The sequence below is a fragment of the Alteribacter aurantiacus DSM 18675 genome (assembly GCF_000429705.1).
Classification (GTDB): domain Bacteria; phylum Bacillota; class Bacilli; order Bacillales; family Salisediminibacteriaceae; genus Alteribacter; species Alteribacter aurantiacus.
Genome location: NZ_KE386941.1, coordinates 2051784 through 2072222 on the forward strand (window position 1 = coordinate 2051784; position 20439 = coordinate 2072222).

General features: G+C 42.4%; 21 protein-coding genes and 1 other annotated feature. Of the genes, 1 reads left to right on the top strand and 20 read right to left on the bottom strand.

Annotated elements, in window-relative coordinates; translation table 11 throughout:
- Positions 1–123: 123 nt before the first annotated feature.
- The 19 genes from G476_RS0113745 to G476_RS0113840 all read right to left on the bottom strand — a co-directional run bounded on the left by G476_RS0113745 (position 124) and on the right by G476_RS0113840 (position 19099).
- Positions 124–1209 carry an FAD-dependent oxidoreductase gene (locus tag G476_RS0113745; protein ID WP_026690611.1) on the bottom strand — a complete coding sequence of 362 codons (1086 nt, stop codon included), beginning with the start codon at positions 1207–1209 and terminating at the stop codon, positions 124–126.
- A complete protein-coding gene (locus G476_RS0113750; protein WP_026690612.1) occupies positions 1202–1816 on the bottom strand; it encodes a CDP-alcohol phosphatidyltransferase family protein in 615 nt (204 codons plus the stop codon). The genes G476_RS0113745 and G476_RS0113750 overlap by 8 nt, the downstream gene beginning before the upstream one ends.
- Positions 1809–2786 (bottom strand): ABC transporter ATP-binding protein, encoded by a 978-nt coding sequence (locus G476_RS22055; RefSeq protein WP_051314808.1) that lies wholly within the window; start codon positions 2784–2786, stop codon positions 1809–1811. Before G476_RS22055 ends, G476_RS0113750 begins: the two co-directional genes overlap by 8 nt.
- 3 nt (positions 2787–2789) lie before the next feature.
- Entirely contained in the window at positions 2790–3596 is an 807-nt protein-coding gene (locus G476_RS0113760) for an ABC transporter permease (RefSeq protein WP_026690613.1), read from the bottom strand.
- A complete protein-coding gene (locus tag G476_RS0113765) occupies positions 3593–4468 on the bottom strand; it encodes an ABC transporter permease (protein ID WP_051314809.1) in 876 nt (291 codons plus the stop codon). Before G476_RS0113765 ends, G476_RS0113760 begins: the two co-directional genes overlap by 4 nt.
- Positions 4443–5669, bottom strand: coding sequence for an ABC transporter substrate-binding protein (locus G476_RS0113770; protein ID WP_026690615.1), 1227 nt, complete (start codon positions 5667–5669; stop codon positions 4443–4445). The genes G476_RS0113765 and G476_RS0113770 overlap by 26 nt, the downstream gene beginning before the upstream one ends.
- Before the next feature lie 197 nt (positions 5670–5866).
- Positions 5867–6457 carry a TVP38/TMEM64 family protein gene (locus G476_RS0113775; protein ID WP_026690616.1) on the bottom strand — a complete coding sequence of 197 codons (591 nt, stop codon included), beginning with the start codon at positions 6455–6457 and terminating at the stop codon, positions 5867–5869.
- 84 nt (positions 6458–6541) lie between these two features.
- Positions 6542–6838 carry a DUF1294 domain-containing protein gene (locus G476_RS0113780; RefSeq protein ID WP_035186517.1) on the bottom strand — a complete coding sequence of 99 codons (297 nt, stop codon included), beginning with the start codon at positions 6836–6838 and terminating at the stop codon, positions 6542–6544.
- Positions 6839–6934: 96 nt separating this feature from the next.
- Complete coding sequence (gene rplT / locus G476_RS0113785; RefSeq protein ID WP_026690618.1) at positions 6935–7291, bottom strand: 50S ribosomal protein L20; 357 nt, start codon at positions 7289–7291, stop codon at positions 6935–6937.
- A 91-nt stretch (positions 7292–7382) separates the two neighbouring features.
- The gene (rpmI, locus tag G476_RS0113790; RefSeq protein ID WP_026690619.1) at positions 7383–7577 is read right to left on the bottom strand and encodes a 50S ribosomal protein L35; all 195 of its coding nucleotides are present in this window, start codon (positions 7575–7577) and stop codon (positions 7383–7385) included.
- A 119-nt stretch (positions 7578–7696) separates the two neighbouring features.
- A complete protein-coding gene (gene infC / locus G476_RS0113795) occupies positions 7697–8200 on the bottom strand; it encodes a translation initiation factor IF-3 (protein WP_026690620.1) in 504 nt (167 codons plus the stop codon).
- 111 nt (positions 8201–8311) lie between these two features.
- Positions 8312–8429, bottom strand: a sequence feature (ribosomal protein L20 leader region).
- Positions 8430–8864: 435 nt separating this feature from the next.
- Positions 8865–10808 carry a threonine--tRNA ligase gene (thrS, locus tag G476_RS0113805; RefSeq protein WP_026690621.1) on the bottom strand — a complete coding sequence of 648 codons (1944 nt, stop codon included), beginning with the start codon at positions 10806–10808 and terminating at the stop codon, positions 8865–8867.
- A gap of 467 nt (positions 10809–11275) precedes the next feature.
- Positions 11276–12142, bottom strand: coding sequence for a putative sporulation protein YtxC (locus G476_RS0113810; protein ID WP_026690622.1), 867 nt, complete (start codon positions 12140–12142; stop codon positions 11276–11278).
- A 372-nt stretch (positions 12143–12514) separates the two neighbouring features.
- On the bottom strand, positions 12515–14209 hold the full coding sequence (locus G476_RS0113815; protein ID WP_026690623.1) for a M3 family oligoendopeptidase: 1695 nt from the start codon (positions 14207–14209) through the stop codon (positions 12515–12517).
- A gap of 121 nt (positions 14210–14330) precedes the next feature.
- Complete coding sequence (mqnC, locus tag G476_RS0113820) at positions 14331–15437, bottom strand: cyclic dehypoxanthinyl futalosine synthase (protein WP_026690624.1); 1107 nt, start codon at positions 15435–15437, stop codon at positions 14331–14333.
- A gap of 216 nt (positions 15438–15653) precedes the next feature.
- Complete coding sequence (gene dnaI / locus G476_RS0113825; protein ID WP_026690625.1) at positions 15654–16595, bottom strand: primosomal protein DnaI; 942 nt, start codon at positions 16593–16595, stop codon at positions 15654–15656.
- 12 nt (positions 16596–16607) lie between these two features.
- Positions 16608–18002, bottom strand: a complete 1395-nt coding sequence (locus tag G476_RS0113830; protein WP_026690626.1) for a replication initiation and membrane attachment family protein — start codon at positions 18000–18002, stop codon at positions 16608–16610.
- Positions 18003–18188: 186 nt separating this feature from the next.
- Entirely contained in the window at positions 18189–18659 is a 471-nt protein-coding gene (gene nrdR / locus G476_RS0113835) for a transcriptional regulator NrdR (RefSeq protein WP_026690627.1), read from the bottom strand.
- A gap of 26 nt (positions 18660–18685) precedes the next feature.
- A complete protein-coding gene (locus tag G476_RS0113840; protein ID WP_026690628.1) occupies positions 18686–19099 on the bottom strand; it encodes a hypothetical protein in 414 nt (137 codons plus the stop codon).
- Positions 19100–19309: 210 nt separating this feature from the next.
- On the opposite strand from G476_RS0113840, the gene G476_RS22060 reads away from it, so the two are divergent.
- Complete coding sequence (locus tag G476_RS22060; RefSeq protein WP_035186521.1) at positions 19310–19588, top strand: phage holin family protein; 279 nt, start codon at positions 19310–19312, stop codon at positions 19586–19588.
- A gap of 268 nt (positions 19589–19856) precedes the next feature.
- Here the strand turns inward: G476_RS22060 and speD are convergent, their stop codons facing one another.
- A complete protein-coding gene (speD, locus tag G476_RS0113850; protein ID WP_026690629.1) occupies positions 19857–20258 on the bottom strand; it encodes an adenosylmethionine decarboxylase in 402 nt (133 codons plus the stop codon).
- Positions 20259–20439: the final 181 nt, after the last annotated feature.

Consider the following 20439-nt stretch of genomic DNA (forward strand, 5'->3'; position numbering starts at 1 on the left):
ATTTAAAACTTGATACGAGTGGATTTCTTGTAACTCAATTGAGTGGAGACATTGCTAATCAGATAAAGGGACTGAAAAAGTACTGTTGTCACAGGAAAAATTCAGTAGTTTTTCAATGTCTTCTTAACACCGAAGGGTTTTCATAAACGAACCATCAATTCGATTTTTAACTAGCCACGGTATTTTTCCATGAATGGAGAATTTCCCGTATGTTAGGAGTCCTTCTCGATGACCGGTAGACAGGATTGCCAAGTACCGTTTTTGAGGCGTAAACGTTTTAAGTGTCTCCCCTTTTAAATACCGGTTCACATTTTCGTACAACTCGTTTGCTTGCCTGATTGCGTATACACCGTTCTTTGGAAGATGAGGATAGCTTTGTACCGTGATACAATCGCCCGCTCCGAAAATAGCAGGATCTGATACGGACTGCATTCGATCGGTTACTAGTAAAAAACCTCCTTCGCTTTTCTTCACATCCAAATCCCGAATAAGAGGAGGTGGCTTAGGTCCTGCCAACCAAAGAATGGCTTCCCCTTCATATTCACCATTGTTGGTTTTCACAAACCTTGTGGTCATTTCCTCAGCTCGTTCGTGTTCAACCAAGTTGATTTGTTTCTTTTGAAAGAGACGTCTTATTTTTTGTTTAGCGAATTCGGCTTCACCTTCAAAAACCTCTCCTCCTGTAAGAAGGGTTAGCTCTTTAGAGTTCAACTCGTTTTTCTCTCTCCATGCATGAAGAGAAAACATCAGCTCCACTCCCGCAGCTCCTCCACCTACGATAATCGTTCGCGGTGAATGACGAATACGTTCTACCACTTCCAGAAAGTGAAAATTCGGTTTTAAAGATAAAGCGTGATCGTGAGCCCCGGGAATGTCATCTTGGACATGTGAGCCCACATTCACACTCAACACCTCATAAGGGATTTCTTGTCCGCTACTTACGATCACACGCTTGTTCACTTGGTCAATGCGATCTGCTTTGTCACACACAAACCTCACGTTATGATCTTTACAAAAGTCTTGTAAATCAATACGAATTTGTTTTAATGAATAAATTCCTTCCAAAAAACCCGAGAACATCCCAGAGTAATACTGATAACGGTCAGCAGACACGAGAGTACAGGAGGTGTCTTCATGGCGATCTTGATTATGTTTCTTTATAAAGGAAAGATTCGCATGTCCACCACCAACAAGAACGATATCACCCATTGTTATGCCCACCGTCTTTCTTTGGGTTTGAGAGCACCTGCTTTGCCTCAAGCATTCGCTGCATTCCCGTAATGATTTCTACAAACAAAAACACGAGAGTCGTGTATAAAAGGAAGGTCGGAAAAAGAATCATGAACGTAAAAAGAATAAACCCTTCCGTTCGCTCAGCGAGCCCCGCCTGATAATAAAAAGACTTCATCCCACTTTTTTCTGACACTGCTCCAACCGTTAAAAAAACCGTCATGGAGAAAATAATTGAAACACTCAAAAGCAATAACGCCCACATCACATCTGGATATAAAAAAGCGAGACCTAAAATAACGCTAATCTCAACAAGGCGATCAAATGTGACATCCATGACTGTTCCAAAAGGTGTGGACTCGGTTTTTCTTGCCATCGATCCGTCTACTGCGTCCAAAAAACCAGAAATCCATAACACCAAAACAGCAACAATCGGCATCCCAAAGTAAACAAACACCCCCGATGAAACACCTATAACAAACGCCGCCACTGTCACCTGATTAGCAGTTAGATTTAGCTTTAATAATTGGTCCGCAGTCTTCCCAATCATTGGTTGTACGTATTTTCTTGCATGTGTGTCAAGCATTCGAATCGCCCTTTTCTCTTTGGTACGTTACAAAAGAATTTTTATCCCATGAAAGATAAACGGTGGTTCCAACCTGAAAGATTCGGTGACTATGAACAGTCGTCCTCGTATGCTCAAGCAAGACATGATGAAACGTCGCACCGTGCAAGTGCCATACTCTTTCAACCGTTCCACGGATCCCATGCTCGTGGCCACTCCATTCATCTTCAGCAAAAAGGTTCAAGCTCTTCGCGGGAACGAAACCGTCTTTAAGTCTCAGACCGTCTGTAATAATATTTGTTACATGGCGAGATTCAGGTCGTTCCATTACATCGGTTGGAGAGCCTATTTGTAAAACGGTTTTCTCTCCTAAAACCGCCAGCTTGTCTCCCATAAACGCCGCTTCATCTCGGTCATGAGTCACAAAAATAGCAGTCATATTTTCGTCTTTTAAAAGATTCCGAATCCAAGCCCTTAAAGATAACCTTAGCGTTGTATCAAGACTTGCAAAAGGCTCGTCCAATAACAAGAGGTCCGGCTTAATAATCAATGCACGGGCAAGGGCAATCCGTTGCTGCTGTCCACCTGAACACTCAGAGGGATACCGATGACCATAATCGTCAAGCTCCACCTTTTCAAGCATGGTCAGACCTAGTCGGTTTCGTTCCTTTTTTTTCATACCTCGAATCCGCAGACCATAGGTGACATTCTCCAGCACCGTCATGTGTGGGAATAAAAGAGGGTGCTGAAACATGAGCACAACCGATCTCTCTTCCGCCTTTACGTTACTCATATCCTGACCGTTAATCCTTACCTGTCCGGTCGTTACCTGTTCAAGACCTGCCAAACAGCGAAGCAATGTACTTTTTCCCGTACCAGAAGGGCCTACCAAACTTAGTATTTCCCCCTTATTCAAGGAAAGCGTCACATCTTCAAAGATCGTTTGACCTTCATACCTTTTTTGAAGTTGTTCGATATGTAAAAACGACACGGTTTATCCTCTCCTGTTCCAATGAGCCCGGTAAGGCGACAGTAATCGTAAACTAAGTTCAACTCCAATTGCCAAAACAATAGGCACAAGTGCAAACAATAAAGAAAAGGCCGCAAGTACCGTATCGTTCCCCGAGCTCACAAAAGGATAATAAAGCATTGGCAACGTCACAACCCGTCCACCACCAATAATCACTGTCAACACATACTGACTCAATGAAATGACCATCGTTAAAAATACAGCCGCTCGAACACTTGAAGAAAGTTGAGGCAATTGGATATGCCAAAATACTTGCCAAGGGGAAGAACCCAGAACCTTACCTTGTTCTTCCCACCGAGAACCCATTCGTTCAAATGCTGCACGGAAAATGCGAATCGAATATGGAACAGTCGGAATGAGGTGCACGACAACGACTCCCGTAAACGAATCGGCTAGCCCAAGTCTAATCATCGTAAAATGGAGGCCCATTGCAATACCCAATACAGGCACAAGAATAGGCAGGAACAAAAAGGTGTCAATGATGCTTTTTCCCTTGAAGTTCCTTGATGCTAACCCTTTGGCGGCCGGTATAGCAATCACTACGTTCAACACGACAACAACGGCTCCAATCCCTACTGTAACTAAAAGAGCCCTCATTAACGTTTGATCAGAAAGCACGTAGATCCAGCCACTCAAAGTAAAATCACGAGGAAGAATCATACCGAATCGCCAAGGTGTCGACACACTTTGCAAAAGGAGTAGGATAACCGGCGCTACAAAAAGTCCTACAAAAATGGTAACCCAGAGGACCTTAACAGTTTTTTCTCTCATACTGACCTACCTTCCCACATGCGCTCTCGAAGTCTCTTGATCCGCCTTCCCAGAAAATAATAGATCATCATCACACAAAGGGTGACAATCCCCATTAATGCAAATGCTGACGGTCTCATCCCCCAGTCTCCTCCGTAAAACCAGTTATAACTTAGTACTGGAAGCATGTGAGGGTAAGTGGCACCTATGAGGTATGGAACTTCAAACGCACCGATCGTAAAGGCAAATAAAATCACAAATGTCTCAAGCATCGTCGGTTGTAGATACTTCCATTCCACATCCAAAAACCTTTGAAGTCTTCCTCCGCCAAGCGTCGTAACGGCATCTTTTAACTGGTGATTCATTTCATAATACACTGGAAGCATCATGAGCATAACAAATGGAATCTCTTTCCACACATAAGTCAAAATCAGCCCTACACCCCGCTGATCATTTGTAAGAATCATAAATTCCCCCGGGTCTGATATGACCCCGATTTGGAAGAAAAATGAGGCCACCCAACCGCTTTGAGAGAAAAACACGATGATCAAATAAGCAGCTACAAAGTGGGGAAAAAGCATCGGCAGCCAGGCAAGCCACTTCCATTTGTACTTGGCAAGATACAAGTAAAATACCTTTGCCAATGCCGTTCCCACTACAAGAGAAAGTAGTGTAGATGTCATCGTTACAAACAGGCTGAACCGCACACTGTCCCAAAATGCATCGTGAGAAAATAAGCTTGTATACGCATCCGTTGTCCAGTATTGGTTCCATCCATCACGAAAACTGAATAGAAGACCCTGTAAAATGGCATAGACCGTCAATCCGGAAATGAGTAAGGCCGGAAGTAACAGTAAAATCACTCTCTTATTCGTTAGAAACCACGTTCTCAAACCACTTCCCCTCCAACCAAGGTACAACATGAGCATCAAGTTCAGGCAAAAAATGCTCATTCAATAGTTGTGCATCAAGAACAGAATCACCTCTGTTCACAGCCTCGAAGAGCACCCGGTCTTCCTCGTTTAATAAGCTCATGTCCAGCACAGTATTTTCACCCCAACCTTCAGGATTCAACTTTTCAAGTTGAGCTTCAGGTGAAAGGAGCTCATTAATCACGACCATAGCTCCTTCTGGATTGGGGGCGTTAAATGGAATGGACAAAAAGTGAGTGTTCCCAATTGATCCACTTTCCAGAACAAACGTCCGCGTCGTTTCCGGAAAGCTTCCTTCATCGACCTTATTGACTACTCTAGCCTCGTTATAGCCCATCGTCATCCACACTTCCCCTCTTTGGAAGAGACGATCGAGCTCTGTTAAAGAAGCGGGGTACGTTTGACCTTCCCTCCAGAGGTCCTTTTCAATGTCTCTTAAATATGACCATACGCCTTCCGCTTTTTCGTCAAATAGAGGGTCTTCCGCACTGAGCTCGATCAGGCTTTCCGGGTCATTAAATTGAGCGTACAATAAGTGTCTCAAAAAAGCGTTTCCCGTAAAATCAGTCGCTTCAGGATAGGTGAATTTGCCAGGGTTTTCAGCGATCCACTCTTGTAATTCGTCAAACGACTTTGGCGGCGTGTCAATTCGATCGCTGTCATAAGCAAACACGAACTGTACTTTGCCCCACGGTGCTTCGTATCCCTCAACTTCCGTCCCGAAATCGAATTGGTGATCAAGACTATTTTCATCGATATACTCAATCATATTCGGTAGCTCTTGAGCAAAGGAGCCGTAAAGTAAGTCACGCTCTTTCGCATTACGGAAGTTCTCTCCATTTATCCACATCACATCCACTGATCCATTATGTTGACCTGCTTGTCGCTCTGTTTGCAACCTTTGCAAAACATCAGGGGCATCCATTGGTATTCGATTAAGTTCAATGTTATATGCGTCTTTAAGTTTTGGTGCTGCAAAGTTGTCTATGTAATCATTAATCCCTTCGTCACCACCCCACATGTAAAGGCGGACTTCGGTTCCGGTTGCGTCATCAATGACCTCTTCCCAATCCTTTTCAGTCGCTTCTTGACCCGCTTCTCCATCCGAAGTGGAACAAGAGGCCAAGAAAACCATTAGAATAAGAAACACAATTTTCTTCATCTCTTCTCTCCCCAGTTAAACATTGTATAATCACCATACCATTTCCAAGAAAAAAAGCATGTAATTTTGCTTACGTTTTAAGCTTGTAAAAGGGTGGATTTATTTATTGTCGTTTCCATGTTAAGCTTCTACATGTCTTTTTACTAAAACAAAAACCTGCCTCAAAGTTATCCAACTTTAAAGCAGGTTGTATAGCATTATTCCGACATTCTTGAACGGGACCGAGATGTAAAGAATTTATCCCATTTATACGTGGTCGTCCCTCTTTGTCCCATCAAGTAGAAGATGATTCCTAAAGCTGTGAGGGTAATGATTGATCCTGTTAACGACATTTCACTAATCGCTTGACCGAATGCCGTGAATAACATAGCCGGCAAAATTAGTCCGCCAAAGGAGTACTTCATATACTCTTTAAACGAAGACGTCATTTCCATCAAGTATAGACTTAACAAGTGAAAGTGTACGAATGGAAGCATTCTTAAGATCATCACTTGCCCATGAGTAAGCTGTCGATTCTTAAAAATTCGTTGCTTCATTTTGGAGAAGCGGTTTTGAATGGGTGGAAAATAGTTGACCACTTTGTAAAAGAAGAAACTCATCAAGGTAAGACCAATCAATGAATACAAACTTCCGTAAAAAAATCCGAAAAAATACCCTCCGGCAATGCATACGACAATCACCGGTAAAAATAAAAACGGTCGGATGAGGTGAAGGAGAATAAAAATCAGAGGGGCTAGCCAGCCAGCACGTTCAATGATTGTGGGTATGGCTTCAACAAAATCATTCATGGTGTATCTCCTCCTCTCGCAACTCTACTTCATTCTTATGTTACCTTTAGACAATCTATGATGGGAGCATATGGCTTCCATTCTTTATCCAAACAAGACTTCCGTAAACCATATAAGGAACACGAATAAAGCAATGTGAATGGCAACCAACAATGGTAGGCCGATGGAGAATGTCTTCTTCCTCGTTTTATGCCTAAACATCTTTGAGGCAATTAACATACCCAGAGCTCCTCCAAAGGCTGCCCAAGTAAATAGAGACTGCTCAGATGTTCGTCTACCATTTTTTTGTGCCTTCCGTTTATCTTGTCTCATCACAAAGAATGCAATAATAGTAATAACCACATAATACCACAGAAAATACTCAATGACGCCTTCGACCATGAGCAGTACCGCCTTTCAGCTTCTTAACTACTTTATTCCCTCTAAACAGAAAAGCCACTCTCAATTGAGAGTGACTTTTTGTTTTCAAGCTCAACCTTATTTAAGGTTTGCTTTAGCTTTTTCAGCAAGTGCTGCGAAGCCTTGCTCGTCGTTTACAGCAATATCAGCAAGCATCTTACGGTTCATTTCGATACCAGCTTGCTTAAGACCGTGCATGAAACGGTTGTAAGAAAGACCGTTAATGCGAGCCGCAGCGTTGATACGTGTAATCCATAGTTTACGGAAGTCACGTTTCTTCTGTTTGCGGTCACGGTAAGCATATTGTAGGGACTTCATTACTTGTCCTTGTGCTGATTTAAACAAACGGTGTTTGGAACCGTGGTAACCTTTAGCTAGCTTTAAAACTTTTTTACGACGACGACGTGCTACATATCCGCCTTTTACTCGAGCCATCGTAATCCCTCCTCAATAAATAATTCTATCAATACGTTCATTTCAGTTAAATCCAGTTCAGGCTAATGCCTGTAACGGCGATGAACCGTTATTATCTTGGCAACATTGCGTCGATGCGCTTTTGGTCACCTTTTGATACCATTGCAGCTTTGCGTAGTTTACGCTTTTGCTTTGTTGATTTGTTAGCAGCAAGGTGGCTAGTGTAGCCTTGGGAACGCTTCAACTTGCCAGTTCCCGTTCTCTTGAAACGTTTTGCTGCGCCACTGTGTGTTTTCATTTTAGGCATTTGCAAGTCCTCCCTGTTAAGAAAGATAGTTGTTGTTTGTTGTCGTTGTAGGTGTTTGCCCTTTAACAGGCAGATAAAAAATGGTCGTTTGTGTTGTCTGTCTCTATTTAATCAAAAGCTTACTTTTCGTTTGTTGGTGCAAGCACTAAGAACATGCTGCGACCTTCCATCTTTGGTTTCGACTCGATCGTTGCAATGTCTTTACACTCTTCTGCAAGTTGCTCAAGCACCTTTTTACCAAGGTCGGAGTGAGTAATCGCACGTCCGCGGAAACGGATTGCTGCTTTTACTTTGTCACCCTTACTTAGAAACTTGCGAGCATTACGTAACTTCGTGTTGAAGTCATGCTCTTCAATGTTCGGGCTTAAACGAACTTCTTTCAAGTTAACGATTTTTTGGTTCTTACGAGCTTCTTTTTCTTTTTTCTGTTGCTCGTAACGGAACTTACCATAATCCATGATTCGGCATACTGGTGGTTTCGCGTTTGGTGCTACCATTACAAGGTCAAGGTTAGCGTTTTGGGCCATTTCCAACGCCTCACTCTTTGATTTCACACCAATCTGATCACCGTTAGCTCCTACCAATCGTACTTCACGAGCACGAATAGCTTCGTTAATGAACATATCCTTACTAATATTGAGCCACCTCCAAATTGATCCGGATCAAAGCAAGACTTGCTACAACACCGTTATGCTTCCCGTTAGGAACACATAAAGGCAATGCAACACTATCTCTACACAAAAAAGGTATGAGCGCATAAAATCGCCCACACCTCTACTGGTTATGTTTAATCAGTGATAACCTGTCAACTTGTGTCAATCAGGTGAGAAGCGGGCGCTTCTGCTTGCTTTGTGTCCATATTTTGTTCACTAAAGAATAATATCACACTCTTTGTTTCCATGTCAACATCAAGTATGGTACATCCTTTATCTGATGTATGATCTAAGTTGTTTCCTGTGACATCATATCGCATCCACATTGAAAAAGCAAGTTTTTACGTATTTAGGCTTGAATCATATATACGTGCACGCTCGAAGGTGCTTTCTTCAACACTGGAATTGTAGTTTAAACATACGGGCCCTCTGCTTTCCGTGGCGGTGCTGGCAAGCCGGTAGAAACATCCTGCTTCTTCCTCTGCTAGTAACGCTTCGCAGTTTCTGAGTCGAAGCAACTCGAAGTACATTCACGCAGCAAACACTGGTCACTGCCACAGAAGTCTTGGGCCATGCTACTTTAAACTTTTCTTGTAAAAAAGCAACAATACGATTGAAAAAAGCGTTTGTTTAATTAACGACGTTCACTTATATCTTGTTGAATTTGACCTACGAACTCGTCAAGGCCGACAACTTCGGTTTCTTTTTGTCCGTAGCGGCGCACGTTTACGCTGTTTGACTCGATTTCTTTATCTCCAAGAACGAGGAGATACGGAATTTTTTGCATTTGCGCTTCACGAATTTTGTAGCCGAGCTTCTCATTTCGACCATCCACATGAACACGCGCACCAGCTGCACGAAGTTTGTCTTCTACTTTGCGAACGTACTCGTCATGGACATCACTCACTCCAATAAGTTGTACTTGAACAGGTGACAACCATACAGGAAGTGCGCCTTTGTACTCCTCAAGTAAGAAAGCAACAAAGCGTTCCATAGTAGAGACGACCCCACGGTGAATCACGACCGGGCGGTGTTCATTTCCATCGTCCCCTACATAAGTTAAGTCAAAGCGCTCAGGTAAGTGGAAGTCAAGTTGAACAGTAGAAAGAGTTTCGTCTTTTCCAAGGGCTGTTTTCACTTGAACGTCCAGTTTCGGACCGTAGAATGCCGCTTCTCCTTCTGCTTCTACATACTCCACTTTCATATCGTCCATGGCTTCTTTCAAGAGAGCCTGCGCTTTTTCCCACATTTCATCGTTATCCACATACTTCTCAGTGTCAGCCGGATCGCGGTATGACAAGCGGAAGTAGTAGTTGTCGATGCCAAAGTCACGATACACGTTTTGAATGAGTTCTACGACACGGATAAACTCTTCTTTCATTTGATCCGGACGACAGAAGATGTGAGCATCGTTCAATGTCATCGCACGAACACGCTGAAGTCCTGCAAGAGCCCCACTCATTTCATGACGGTGCATCGTTCCAAGCTCGGCGATACGGACAGGCAGGTTCCGGTAGCTGTATTTTTGATGCTTGTAGACCATCATGTGGTGCGGACAGTTCATTGGACGAAGAACAAGCTCTTCATTATCCATTTTCATAGATGGGAACATATCGTCTTGATAGTGGTCCCAGTGACCGGATGTTTTATAAAGCTCTGAACTTCCTAAAATAGGTGTATAGACGTGATCGTAACCAAGCTTTTCTTCAAGATCTACGATATAACGTTCAACGGTACGGCGAATAGTCGCGCCTTTAGGAAGCCAAAGAGGAAGACCTTGACCGACTTTTTGATTGACAGTAAAGATACCGAGTTCTTTTCCAAGCTTGCGGTGGTCCCGCTCTTTTGCTTCTTCAAGCATTTTCAAGTGCTCATCGAGTTGTGCTTGCTTCTCGAAAGCTGTTCCGTAAATACGTTGAAGCATTTTGTTTTTGCTGTCTCCGCGCCAGTAAGCCCCATTGATTGTCATGAGCTTCACTTTTTTCATCTTACCTGTTGATGGCAAGTGAACACCACGGCAAAGGTCGAAAAACTCTCCTTGCTCGTAAATACTAATCTTTTCGCCTTCCGCAATGTCTTCCAAAAGCTCTAGTTTAAGCTCATCGCCGATTTCTTCATAGCGACCAACGGCCTCTTCTCTCGTTACTTCTTGACGAACGATCGCATGGTTTTCATCTGCAATGCGCTTCATCTCCTTTTCGATCTTAGGAAGATCCTCTGGAGTTAATGTGTGTTCCATATCGATGTCGTAGTAAAAACCACCTTCAATAACTGGCCCAACTCCAAGTTTCACGTTATCAAACAGCCTCTTAACTGCTTGTGCCAATATGTGTGCAGAGCTGTGTCGAAGAATTTCCAGGCCGTCTTCACTGTCTAGCGTAATAATTTCAATCTTTCCTGATTTATCGATTGGCGCTTTGAGGTCGATTGGATTTCCATCGAGTTTTCCTGCCACGGCTTTTTTCTTAAGTCCGGGGCTAATGGAAGCAGCAACATCTTCAGTTGTGGTTCCCTGTGGAAACTCCTTCTCTTTTCCATCTGGAAACGCCAGTACAATAGCTTGATTTACTTCTGCCATGTTTGTGTCACTCCTTTTCATTTTTGCCTGATTCGTTCCATAACGCCTATATGCCTTTACATTGGCTCCGTGGCGGTCCGAATTCAGAAATTAATTTTCAGAACACAAAAAACACCCATCCCAATAAAGGGACGAGTGTTGTGATATCTATACCCGTGGTTCCACCCTGATTCCTGACAGCATACTTCTCCTATCAGCTTCATTTTATCGGTAACGGGGTGCCCGTCAATAGTTAATAGGTTCATAAACCGTTCCCTATTGAAGTTCAGAGGTGGTAACCCTGCTTTTCATCACCCGGGAAGCTTTCAGCCGATGGCTTCCTTCTCTTATGAGCTGTAAAAACGGATCGTGCCCTCATCGTAACTTTTGTTTTCGTATGTCCTTATGTTACGTATTATAATCACCTGTCTCCTGAAATGCAACAGCAGATTATGAGGTTTTATCATTCTTACCACGATCGATCGTTTTCATTCACTTTCTGAGTACGATTGCTCACAAAAGCAAAGTCGTTCTTGGAATATAGCGAGCAATGTACGAACAACATTGCCCTCCTCTTTTTTCCCTTCAGAATAAAGGAAAACTCGCTCAGGAGCCATGCTTACTAACGGGCTGATAATTCTTTCACCAATTGGCAAAGAGTCATCAAAGGACACTTCGTCATCCAATAAGCGGAGAATATGAGGAAGTGTAAACTTTTGACCGTCCGTATCATAAATGGACACAGGCGTATCACCGAGCACTACATGAACCGATGAATAAAGAGGTTGTTTTTGAACGAGGTATTGCCTACATGACTCTACCATTAGTTGATAATCTTGTTCCATCTTATACTCATCAATAGCTACTTCTACCGCTTCTGTTAATTCTTTTTTTAGTTTTCGCAAACGAAATTGCAGGAACGACTCAAACGAAAAACGTCTCGATTCTCCAATCATAGAACGAAGCAAAAGATATAATTCCTGTTGCAATTCGTTCATACCAAAATCCACATGCAAATCTGAATGTACTCCGTTCATAATCTCTCTTGTAAGAGAAATAATATCTTCAATTTCTTCCGGCCCTTGAAAATAAAACTGATGTTTAACGACTGATTCCAGCCAAGAAGCCAGATAGTGCTTTAACGTGAAATTCGTCATAACAGCTGAAATTGAAGATAAAGCCAACGTGAGCCTCTCATTATTATGACATTTGAACGTGATGGTCACACCCGTTTCATCGTCATTTTTAGAAAGGAATACTTCATCATTCAACTTATCAAAAGTACGTAGTGACGTTGACAGTTGCTCAAAACAACGTTCGGATTGTTGTTTCGTTTCAAATTCGATCGTTACCAACGGCAGCCCCTCCCAAACGTGCAAATCGAGTTGAGGGTCGTGGCGTTTACCTGCTCTGCTTCTTCAACTCTTTGCATACATCTACTACATGTATATGGGGCTGTCCAAAGTTTATGTTTATCTGTTTTTACTTTTAATGTTTTTGTTCTTTTGGTTACCCGCCAGCCTACGTCATTGCTGGAGGCTCGGACAATATCTCACGGTACCTTCTCTTACGTGATAAGAGTTTAAATTTCCAAAATCCCATGCATGACATTTTATTTGTGCGTAAAACTCCAGAAAAAAGGCTGAGACAGAAGTGTTTAAAACCACTTTCTATATGTCTCAACCTTTTCATACCAGCTCTATTGAGATAAACTCTCTGGTCTACGTTTATAATTTTTTGTCATCTACGCTGTTCAAGTAGGCTTCAATGTCGTCGATTACTACTTTAACAGTGCCATCTGAGAAAGGTGAGCGAAGGTCCGCTTCTTTTACGAGTGAGGTAAAGGATTGGCTTCCTCCTGCTTTACAGAGGGTCAAGTAACTCTCCCAAGCCCCGTCCCAGTCCTCGTTCATGACTCTCCAATATTGAAACGCACAAATTTGAGCTAACGTGTAGTCAATATAGTAAAAAGGCACTTGGAAGATATGGCTTTGCCTCTGCCAAAACCCTCCGTTTTCAAGGTAGCTGTGATTTTCATAGTTGCGATGTGGTAAGTATTTTTTCTCTATGCTTCTCCATGCCTGTTTTCGATCCTCGGGTGTGGCTTTCGGGTTTTCATAAACAAAATGTTGAAATTCGTCTACTGCTACCCCATATGGAATGAAAAGTAATCCAGAAGATAAGTGATCGAACTTGTACTTTTCTACATCCTCTTTAAAGAAAGACTCCATCCACGGCCAAGTAAAAAACTCCATACTCATGGAATGGATTTCTGCTGCCTCCATTGTAGGAAAATTGTATTCCGGTACAGTGAAGTGTCTACTTTCATAGCCTTGGAATGCATGACCCGCTTCATGGGTGAGAACATCAATATCACCTGATGTACCGTTGAAATTGGCAAAAATGAACGGCGCTTTGTATTCACTCAAATAAGCACAATACCCTCCGCCTTGTTTTCCCTTTTTACTTAATAAATCCATCAATTCATTCTCTTGCATGAAGTGGTAAAATTCTTTCGTTTCCGGGGATAATTCTGAGTACATGTTTTCACCATTGGCGATGATCCATTCCGCATCACCTTTAGGTTTCGCATTCCCCGTCCGGAAGCTGAACGGCTCGTCATAATAGTGGAGTGACTCCACACCGATCCGTTCTTCTTGCCGCTTTCTTAATCGCGTTGCAACAGGCACGATGTAATCGACCACTTGTTTTCTAAAGTTCGCTACCATCTCTTGATCATAATCGGTCCGACTCATTCTCGCGTAACCCAATTCCACAAAGTTTTCGAACCCTAATTTATGAGCAATCGTGGTTCGCACGTCCACAAGTTCGTCATAAATGCGATCAAAGTCATCTTCTCGCGCACTCATGAATGCGTATCTCGCGTTCGCTGCTTCTTTTCGTACGTTACGATCTTTATCCAACTCAAAAGGAGTCAACTCGGACAATGTCCGTTCTTCTCCGTCAAATTCAATTTTCGCTGAAGCTATAATTTGATTATATTCAGTAATCAGCTTGTTTTCTTTTTGCAAATCTTCGATAACCGCTTCGTCAAAGGTTTTCAAGGAGAGCTCAGCAAGCATAAATAGTTGCTTACCCCACTTTTCTTCAAGATCGCTTCGATAAGTGGCTTGAACCAACTCTTTATAAACATCCGACTCATACCCTTGAAGAATAGGAGTAATTTCGTCTATGTAATCTTGTTCTTTTTTATAAAATGAGTCGTTTGTATCGATAGAATGACGAATGTGAACCAATGAACAGTGTGTATCCACTTCACTTCGTAACTTGTTAATCGCAGCTAAAGATTCGTCTTGTTCTTCAAAACTTCCTGACTCTTTAAAGGATTTTAACAGTTGTTTGAACTGTTGTTCGATCTTTTTTACATCCGGTCGATTATAAGTCATGTTGCTAAATATCATGTGAATCCCTCCTATTTTTCTCGTCCACATCTTCTCATTCGTGATTCACCATCATGAATCCTTCTATATCGGAACATGAAAAATCCGGGAGCCAAAATGAGCTCCCGGAATGTGTTCTAAATTAATTTTGCATAATAAAGTCTTTGGCCGCCTTTTCGTCGCCTTCAAACACACGTAATGTGTTGTACTTTGTATCACGCTGGGCAGGGGTTTTTCCTGCTTCACGGATCAGACGAAGAATGAGGTTAGTATCCACTTTGTGCGTAGCACCTGCAGCTGAAACAACGTTCTCTTCAATCATCGTGCTTCCAAAATCGTTACAGCCATATGTTAATGACTTCTTACCAACTTCTGGCCCCATCGTGACCCAAGAGGATTGGAAGTTTGGTACGTTATCAAGGAAGATACGAGAAATCGCCAAGTTTTTCAGATACTCTTCAGGTGTTACTTTTTCAGCCTTCATGTTTGTATTATCCGGTTGGAACGTCCATGGAATAAAGGCAAGGAAGCAGCCCGTTTCATCTTGAGCATCACGTACTCGCTTCAAGTGAAGTGCACGCTCTTCCATCGTTTCACCGAATCCGATAACCATTGTAGCGGTTCCGTGCATGCCAACCTTCTTCGCTGTTTTCATACACTCGATCCACTCTTCCCATGTTCCTTTAAGACGGCTGATTCGTTTACGTGTACGATTATCAAGAATTTCAGCTCCACCACCCGGTAGGGAATCAAGACCTGCTTCATGTAATTCTGTTAATACTTCCTCTAAAGAAAGTCCGGACACTTCAACCATCTTCCAAATCTCAGCAGGTGAGAACGAATGCATCGTAATATCGAAACGCTTCTTAATCTCTCTTAAAAGATTCGTGTAATACTCAAATGGAAGGTCAGGGTTGGTTCCCCCCTGCATCAAGATCTCCGTTCCGTCTACGTCTTTCGTCTCTTGAATTTTTTGGAAAATAACGTCATTATCCAAGACATAACCATCTTCATGTCCTGGTGGACGATAAAAGGCACAGAAGCGACAATACGTGTCGCAGAAGTTTGTATAGTTAATATTTCGGCCAATAACAAAGGTCGTGATTGGTTCCGGGTGCCATTTTTGCATCATTTCGTTTGCAACTTCACCAATCTTTTCAACTTCATTGCTTTCATACAGTTCAATTGCATCTTCTACTGAAATTCGTTCACCGGACCGCGCTTTCTCTAAGATGTGATCCACGCTCATATCTATATCCCCCATCCTGATTAAAGCTTATGTGTTAAACTGTCGCCACTGTTCACTGAAGTCGCTTTTAGTGAACACAGCGTGAAAAATAAATGCTTCTTTTGTACAAACCGTCTAAATAAAAGAGTATGTTCTTTCGTTACCCTAGTAAACTCTTATTGCTATCGTAACATATAAAAGGTTCAAATAAACAGGAAAAAGAAAGGGCTACCACAGCTAGCTGAAGGTTCTGCGGTTGTCCCCTTCCATGATTACTTCCTCGTTCAAGTGACGGATTCGCTCCATAATCCGCTTGGCTTTAAGCTCCTCAATATTCTCAACACCACCGCGGTTTGTGTACGTAAGGTGTGCTTCGAGATCATCAAGGTCATAGTTTGATGTAAAGACGGTCGGTAGCTTCTCCATCATTCGATATTGCAGCAATGCCCCGAGAATATCGTCTCGAACCCATGCGCTCATCGTTTCAGCACCAATATCATCGAGAATGAGTACTGGCACTCGTTTGACGGTCTCCAGCTTGTCTTGATAGCTACCATCAGAGATTCCCTGCTTCAACTCGCGGAAAAAATCAGGTGTATAAATGATCATCGATTCAATTTGTCTCTCCGCAAGGGCATTACTCACCGCACCCATGAGATACGTTTTACCGACCCCAAAAGATCCGGTAATGTATAACCCTTGTCCCGTTTCTCCCGGATTCGTAGCATGAGCAAATTGGAAAGCCTTTTTTATTGCTGTTACTCTCGAAGCATTGTCTTGATCAATGTCCTTAAACGTAACCGCGACGATTTCTTTTGGAATATAAAGGCTTTTGATGAATGCAGCTTGTTTTTTACGCTCGTCTGCCTTTCTTTTTAAAGGACAAGGCTGATATGAAAGTTGAATGTCATCTCGATACATTTTTAATTCAGGCTGGTATCCCTGCATCAAGTTCGGGCAATTTTCCAACCCAGGACAGTCATCGCAGTTTGCCCATTCCTTTTTGTATTGAAAAAGATCGTTTAAATGTCGTTCAATTTGACTTTCAGTCAACCCTTGTTGCTTCGTTAGAAAAGACTGAATTCGTTTATCTTCCAGCACTTCTTGCATCAATGCTTCAAGGCGTTTTTCAAAGTTGCCTCCATCTAGCTTTCGAATGGATTTCCCTATTTGATCCATCTATGTCCCTCCTTACGTATTGTCCTTTTCAAATTGTTGCATCAGCTTGGCCAACTCTTCTTTTTCCCGATCCAAATCCACTTGGCTCTCTGTTTTTTTCGATGCTTTTTCTTTCGTGTTTTCCTTTTCTTGAGCCAACCACTTTGGCAACCGTTCTTTTCGTACCTGTTTTCCAGCGGTTTGACGCTTCCCGCCGTAATTTTGTTTTTCAGCTACTTCTCTGCGGTTTTTATGCTCCTGCTTCGCTAGCCCCATTGCTTGTTTCACCGTTTTAATGTTTTTCCGGCTCCACTGACCAGCAATTTTATCAGCAAATCCTTTTGTTAGCTTCATGTCGTTGACCATAAGAATATAGTCAATTAATACATTAACCACACCTGGCTGAAGATGGTAATCAAGCATTAAATTCTCTACAATCTTCATATCAGCCGGAGGCACTTTCGCACCTTCACTTCTGTTTTCGAGCAATTCCATAGGAGAAGTGGTCTCGTAATAATGAATCATTTTTTCTTCTTCAGTAGTTGGCGTATCTTTCTGAGACACGAGATGCTCTGGCTGTTTTCGCAAGGCCAAGCTCGGTGGGTCTTGACTATAAATCATCCGATACCGTCTTTGTATGAGTTTTCTTAGTTCTTCTGAATCAAGTTGATCGTCATGAATCATCGTGTCTTGAATGAATTTACTCATTTCAATCGGTTCTACTTTATATACAAAAGCGAGCTGCGTAATCGTTCGTTTTATCGGCTCTTTTTCCAATGCCTGTTTATTAATAAATGGAGGAAGATTCGCAAGCATCAGGTCAAAGTCAAAGTCTTTTCCTTTTAGATCATAGGCCTTTCCCTTTTCTTCTTCTCCACGAAAAGAGAGATGATCTACATTTAGCCCTTCTTGGTAGGAAATCATTTCAGATTGATGGAGGGACTGAAACACATCATCGAATGAACGTGTTACATTTTCGGTTCCATCCAAATCTTGTCGTTCTAAAGTAAAACGATTCCTGATTTTTCTATATTGTTCTTTTCCCAATCGGTTATACAAAAAGACACTGAGCATGCCATCTCTAAAGAAACCATCTGGTGTAAGAGGCTTTTTCAAATCGTAAATATAGACCGCTTCATCGACGTCTTTTTTTCGATACGTAGACATAAGTCCAATCGCTTCGAGCTTTTTACGTTCCGAAAACAGCTCGTTTAGAGGTCGACCGGTAAGGACCATTAAGCTTTGATGCTGCTTTTCCTCGCCCATCCCGTATTCTGCCTCGGTCCATAGGGTTAGATAAAGGCTATATGCCAAAGAACCAATTAGCGGCTGATAAAGTAGGGTTAAGGTGTCACGGTCTGTATCGTGTAGCTTGTCTTTCATTTGTACACAGTAACGGTCGATGGGCAAAAGTTCTTTCCAGTGCATAAGCGTCCATTCCCTTGCTTCAAAGTGTCTTTTCCTATTGTACCAAACAACGCCTCTTTGCTCTATGTGATGGTAAAAGTTGTACAGGTTGCTCTATGACATTGCGTCCTACCGCTTCAGGCGGAGACTTCTTTGTTCTTTAATTACGCAAAAAAAGAGCTCCTTGAAGGAGACTCCTTTGTTGTTTCAGGATTCTTTATCGCCTGAGCGCTTTAATAGCTCTTTTAATTCATCTACAAAAACATTAATATCTTTGAACTGACGATAGACCGAAGCAAATCGAACATATGCCACGTCATCAATAGCAGCGAGTTGCTCCATAACCTGTTCGCCAATATCATGACTATCCACTTCAGAAATACCCTGATTTCTCAACTCGCGCTCAACTTGATCCACAACCGTTTCAAGCTTTTCAAGAGGGACCGGACGTTTTTCGCATGCACGAATCAATCCTCGAAGAATCTTTTCTCTTGAGAATTCTTCCCGATTTCCATCTTTTTTCACGACAATCAGTGGCGTTTTTTCCACTCGCTCAAACGTCGTATAGCGATAGCCGCATGATTCACACTCTCGTCGTCGCCGAATGGAACGCCCCTCATCACTCGGACGGGAATCGAGTACGCGAGTTCCGTTATGTTGACAGCTTGGACATCTCATATAATCCTCTCCATTCCTGTCTCCCGTTAAAACCCTTGCGTCAGGTTGTCACCTAATCCGGCACCGACAAAGGTCAAGCGTCCATTTAAGTTCTTATACAGTTCGTAAATTAACTTTCTACTATAACCAAAGTCTACAGGTAGCGCCGTGTCTGTGGTAACTGAAAAATCAACGGCTGTGCGGTATGGCCTAACCATGATCACAGTAGCCACCAAAAAAACCTTCTTACCGGAGTCTGCACGAGCGATAATTTCGCCTCGTTCTTCAGAAACAGATTGAACCTGAAGCCCTTGACGTTGGTTGATCATCGCTTGGACTTCCTTCATTACTTTATCCTTGGACGATTTGTAATAGTGTGTTTGCAACTTTTCATCCGGGTGTTTCTCACGCGTTTCCGTATGTGTACTTATGTATTTTTGCATTGTATCTTTAAATCCCATTATACATCCCACCTTAGCATCTTAAGAATAGCAGGAAATAACAACATGTTCAATATTATTGGAAAATTGGTTCGAACCTTGTCACCTAATCTTTATTTTTCATTAGGAATGTTTTGTCCGCGGCGCAATTATAGATGAAATGAAGGCACTGAAAAAGTTCGATCTTTAACTTTTTCAGTGCCTTCTGATGAAATAGGAGGGGGTTTAACTGTGGACTTCTTATCATATGTAGTAGATGAGGCTTTGATTGTGATCCCCGTGTTAATGATTTTGGGCAAAATCATTAAACAGACTCCTCGTGTACCGGATTGGCTAATTCCTTATATGTTGTTGATCCTAGGAATTACCTTCACTACGTTCCTTATGGGACTTTCCATAGAGGCGTTTATTCAAGGTATTCTCGTTACGGGGGGAGCTGTATTCGGTCATCAGCTCATTAAACAAACACGAAGAGCAAATGGACAACGGCATCACAAAGACCATACTTAAGCATGACCCTGTGGGGATCATGCCTTTTTTGGTTTTTCAAAGGAATGATAAACGACGCTTTGGTGGAGCCTTTGGGCATCGGATGATCCACTTATTTTTGGTTTGATCCACTTATCCTCACTTTGATCCACTTATTTTTCGTTTGATCCATTTATTACACTTTTGTCTGAGTTAGCTCCTCTGCCGCCACTTTCGTCTGCTCTCCCCCATCTCCCGTTAACAAAAAATACTCCTCAAGCATTTAGCCTGAGGAGTATTTCTCTTCATTCTATTTAGTCGTTGCAGTTAGTGCTCTTTCCGTACGTGGTTCACCGACTTTAATCGGCCCCATGCCTCGGGGAACTTCTACCGCTTCAGTTAATTTAGCATCTAAATGTTTTGCAATGTAATCTGACGCCACATTCGGATCAATTCTGTCTCCGCACGTATAAACGTCAATGCTTGCATAACCGTGCTCTGGGAAACTGTGAATCGTTAAATGAGATTCACTAATAATAACGACTCCACTTACCCCATGCGGTGCAAACTTGTGGAAAGCTACTTCCCTTACTTCTGCACCTGCTTCAAGTGCTGCATTTACAAATAATTTTTCGATAAATCCCATGTCATTGAGCTTTTCAATGTTGCATTCCCAAAGCTCCGAAATGACGTGTCGTCCCATGGTTTCCATACCGAAATCCCCCTTTACTATATTTCATGCCTTCCTTACTAAGCATGGAGGAATGTGACCACTACGGGGGAAAGTTAGTCCAAAGAGGTCCTAACCCTTAAGTGATGTGTGACACCATCACCTAGTAACGATCATCCCTTCTATTGCTTTTATTCGAAGATCACGAAAAACAGTATACTTC

What these genes read in the sequence shown, in the direction of transcription:
- infC (WP_026690620.1), bottom strand. Translation starts at nt 8,200, where the DNA reads ATGTTCATTAACGAAGCTATTCGTGCTCGTGAAGTACGATTGGTAGGA.
- G476_RS0113780 (WP_035186517.1), bottom strand. Translation starts at nt 6,838, where the DNA reads ATGGTCGAAGGCGTCATTGAGTATTTTCTGTGGTATTATGTGGTTATT.
- rplT (WP_026690618.1), bottom strand. Translation starts at nt 7,291, where the DNA reads ATGGCTCGAGTAAAAGGCGGATATGTAGCACGTCGTCGTCGTAAAAAA.
- rpmI (WP_026690619.1), bottom strand. Translation starts at nt 7,577, where the DNA reads ATGCCTAAAATGAAAACACACAGTGGCGCAGCAAAACGTTTCAAGAGA.
- G476_RS0113775 (WP_026690616.1), bottom strand. Translation starts at nt 6,457, where the DNA reads ATGAATGATTTTGTTGAAGCCATACCCACAATCATTGAACGTGCTGGC.
- speD (WP_026690629.1), bottom strand. Translation starts at nt 20,258, where the DNA reads ATGGAAACCATGGGACGACACGTCATTTCGGAGCTTTGGGAATGCAAC.
- G476_RS0113750 (WP_026690612.1), bottom strand. Translation starts at nt 1,816, where the DNA reads ATGCTTGACACACATGCAAGAAAATACGTACAACCAATGATTGGGAAG.
- dnaI (WP_026690625.1), bottom strand. Translation starts at nt 16,595, where the DNA reads ATGGATCAAATAGGGAAATCCATTCGAAAGCTAGATGGAGGCAACTTT.
- G476_RS0113830 (WP_026690626.1), bottom strand. Translation starts at nt 18,002, where the DNA reads ATGCACTGGAAAGAACTTTTGCCCATCGACCGTTACTGTGTACAAATG.
- G476_RS0113770 (WP_026690615.1), bottom strand. Translation starts at nt 5,669, where the DNA reads ATGAAGAAAATTGTGTTTCTTATTCTAATGGTTTTCTTGGCCTCTTGT.
- nrdR (WP_026690627.1), bottom strand. Translation starts at nt 18,659, where the DNA reads ATGAGATGTCCAAGCTGTCAACATAACGGAACTCGCGTACTCGATTCC.
- G476_RS0113745 (WP_026690611.1), bottom strand. Translation starts at nt 1,209, where the DNA reads ATGGGTGATATCGTTCTTGTTGGTGGTGGACATGCGAATCTTTCCTTT.
- G476_RS0113840 (WP_026690628.1), bottom strand. Translation starts at nt 19,099, where the DNA reads ATGGGATTTAAAGATACAATGCAAAAATACATAAGTACACATACGGAA.
- mqnC (WP_026690624.1), bottom strand. Translation starts at nt 15,437, where the DNA reads ATGAGCGTGGATCACATCTTAGAGAAAGCGCGGTCCGGTGAACGAATT.
- G476_RS0113815 (WP_026690623.1), bottom strand. Translation starts at nt 14,209, where the DNA reads ATGATATTTAGCAACATGACTTATAATCGACCGGATGTAAAAAAGATC.
- G476_RS0113760 (WP_026690613.1), bottom strand. Translation starts at nt 3,596, where the DNA reads ATGAGAGAAAAAACTGTTAAGGTCCTCTGGGTTACCATTTTTGTAGGA.
- thrS (WP_026690621.1), bottom strand. Translation starts at nt 10,808, where the DNA reads ATGGCAGAAGTAAATCAAGCTATTGTACTGGCGTTTCCAGATGGAAAA.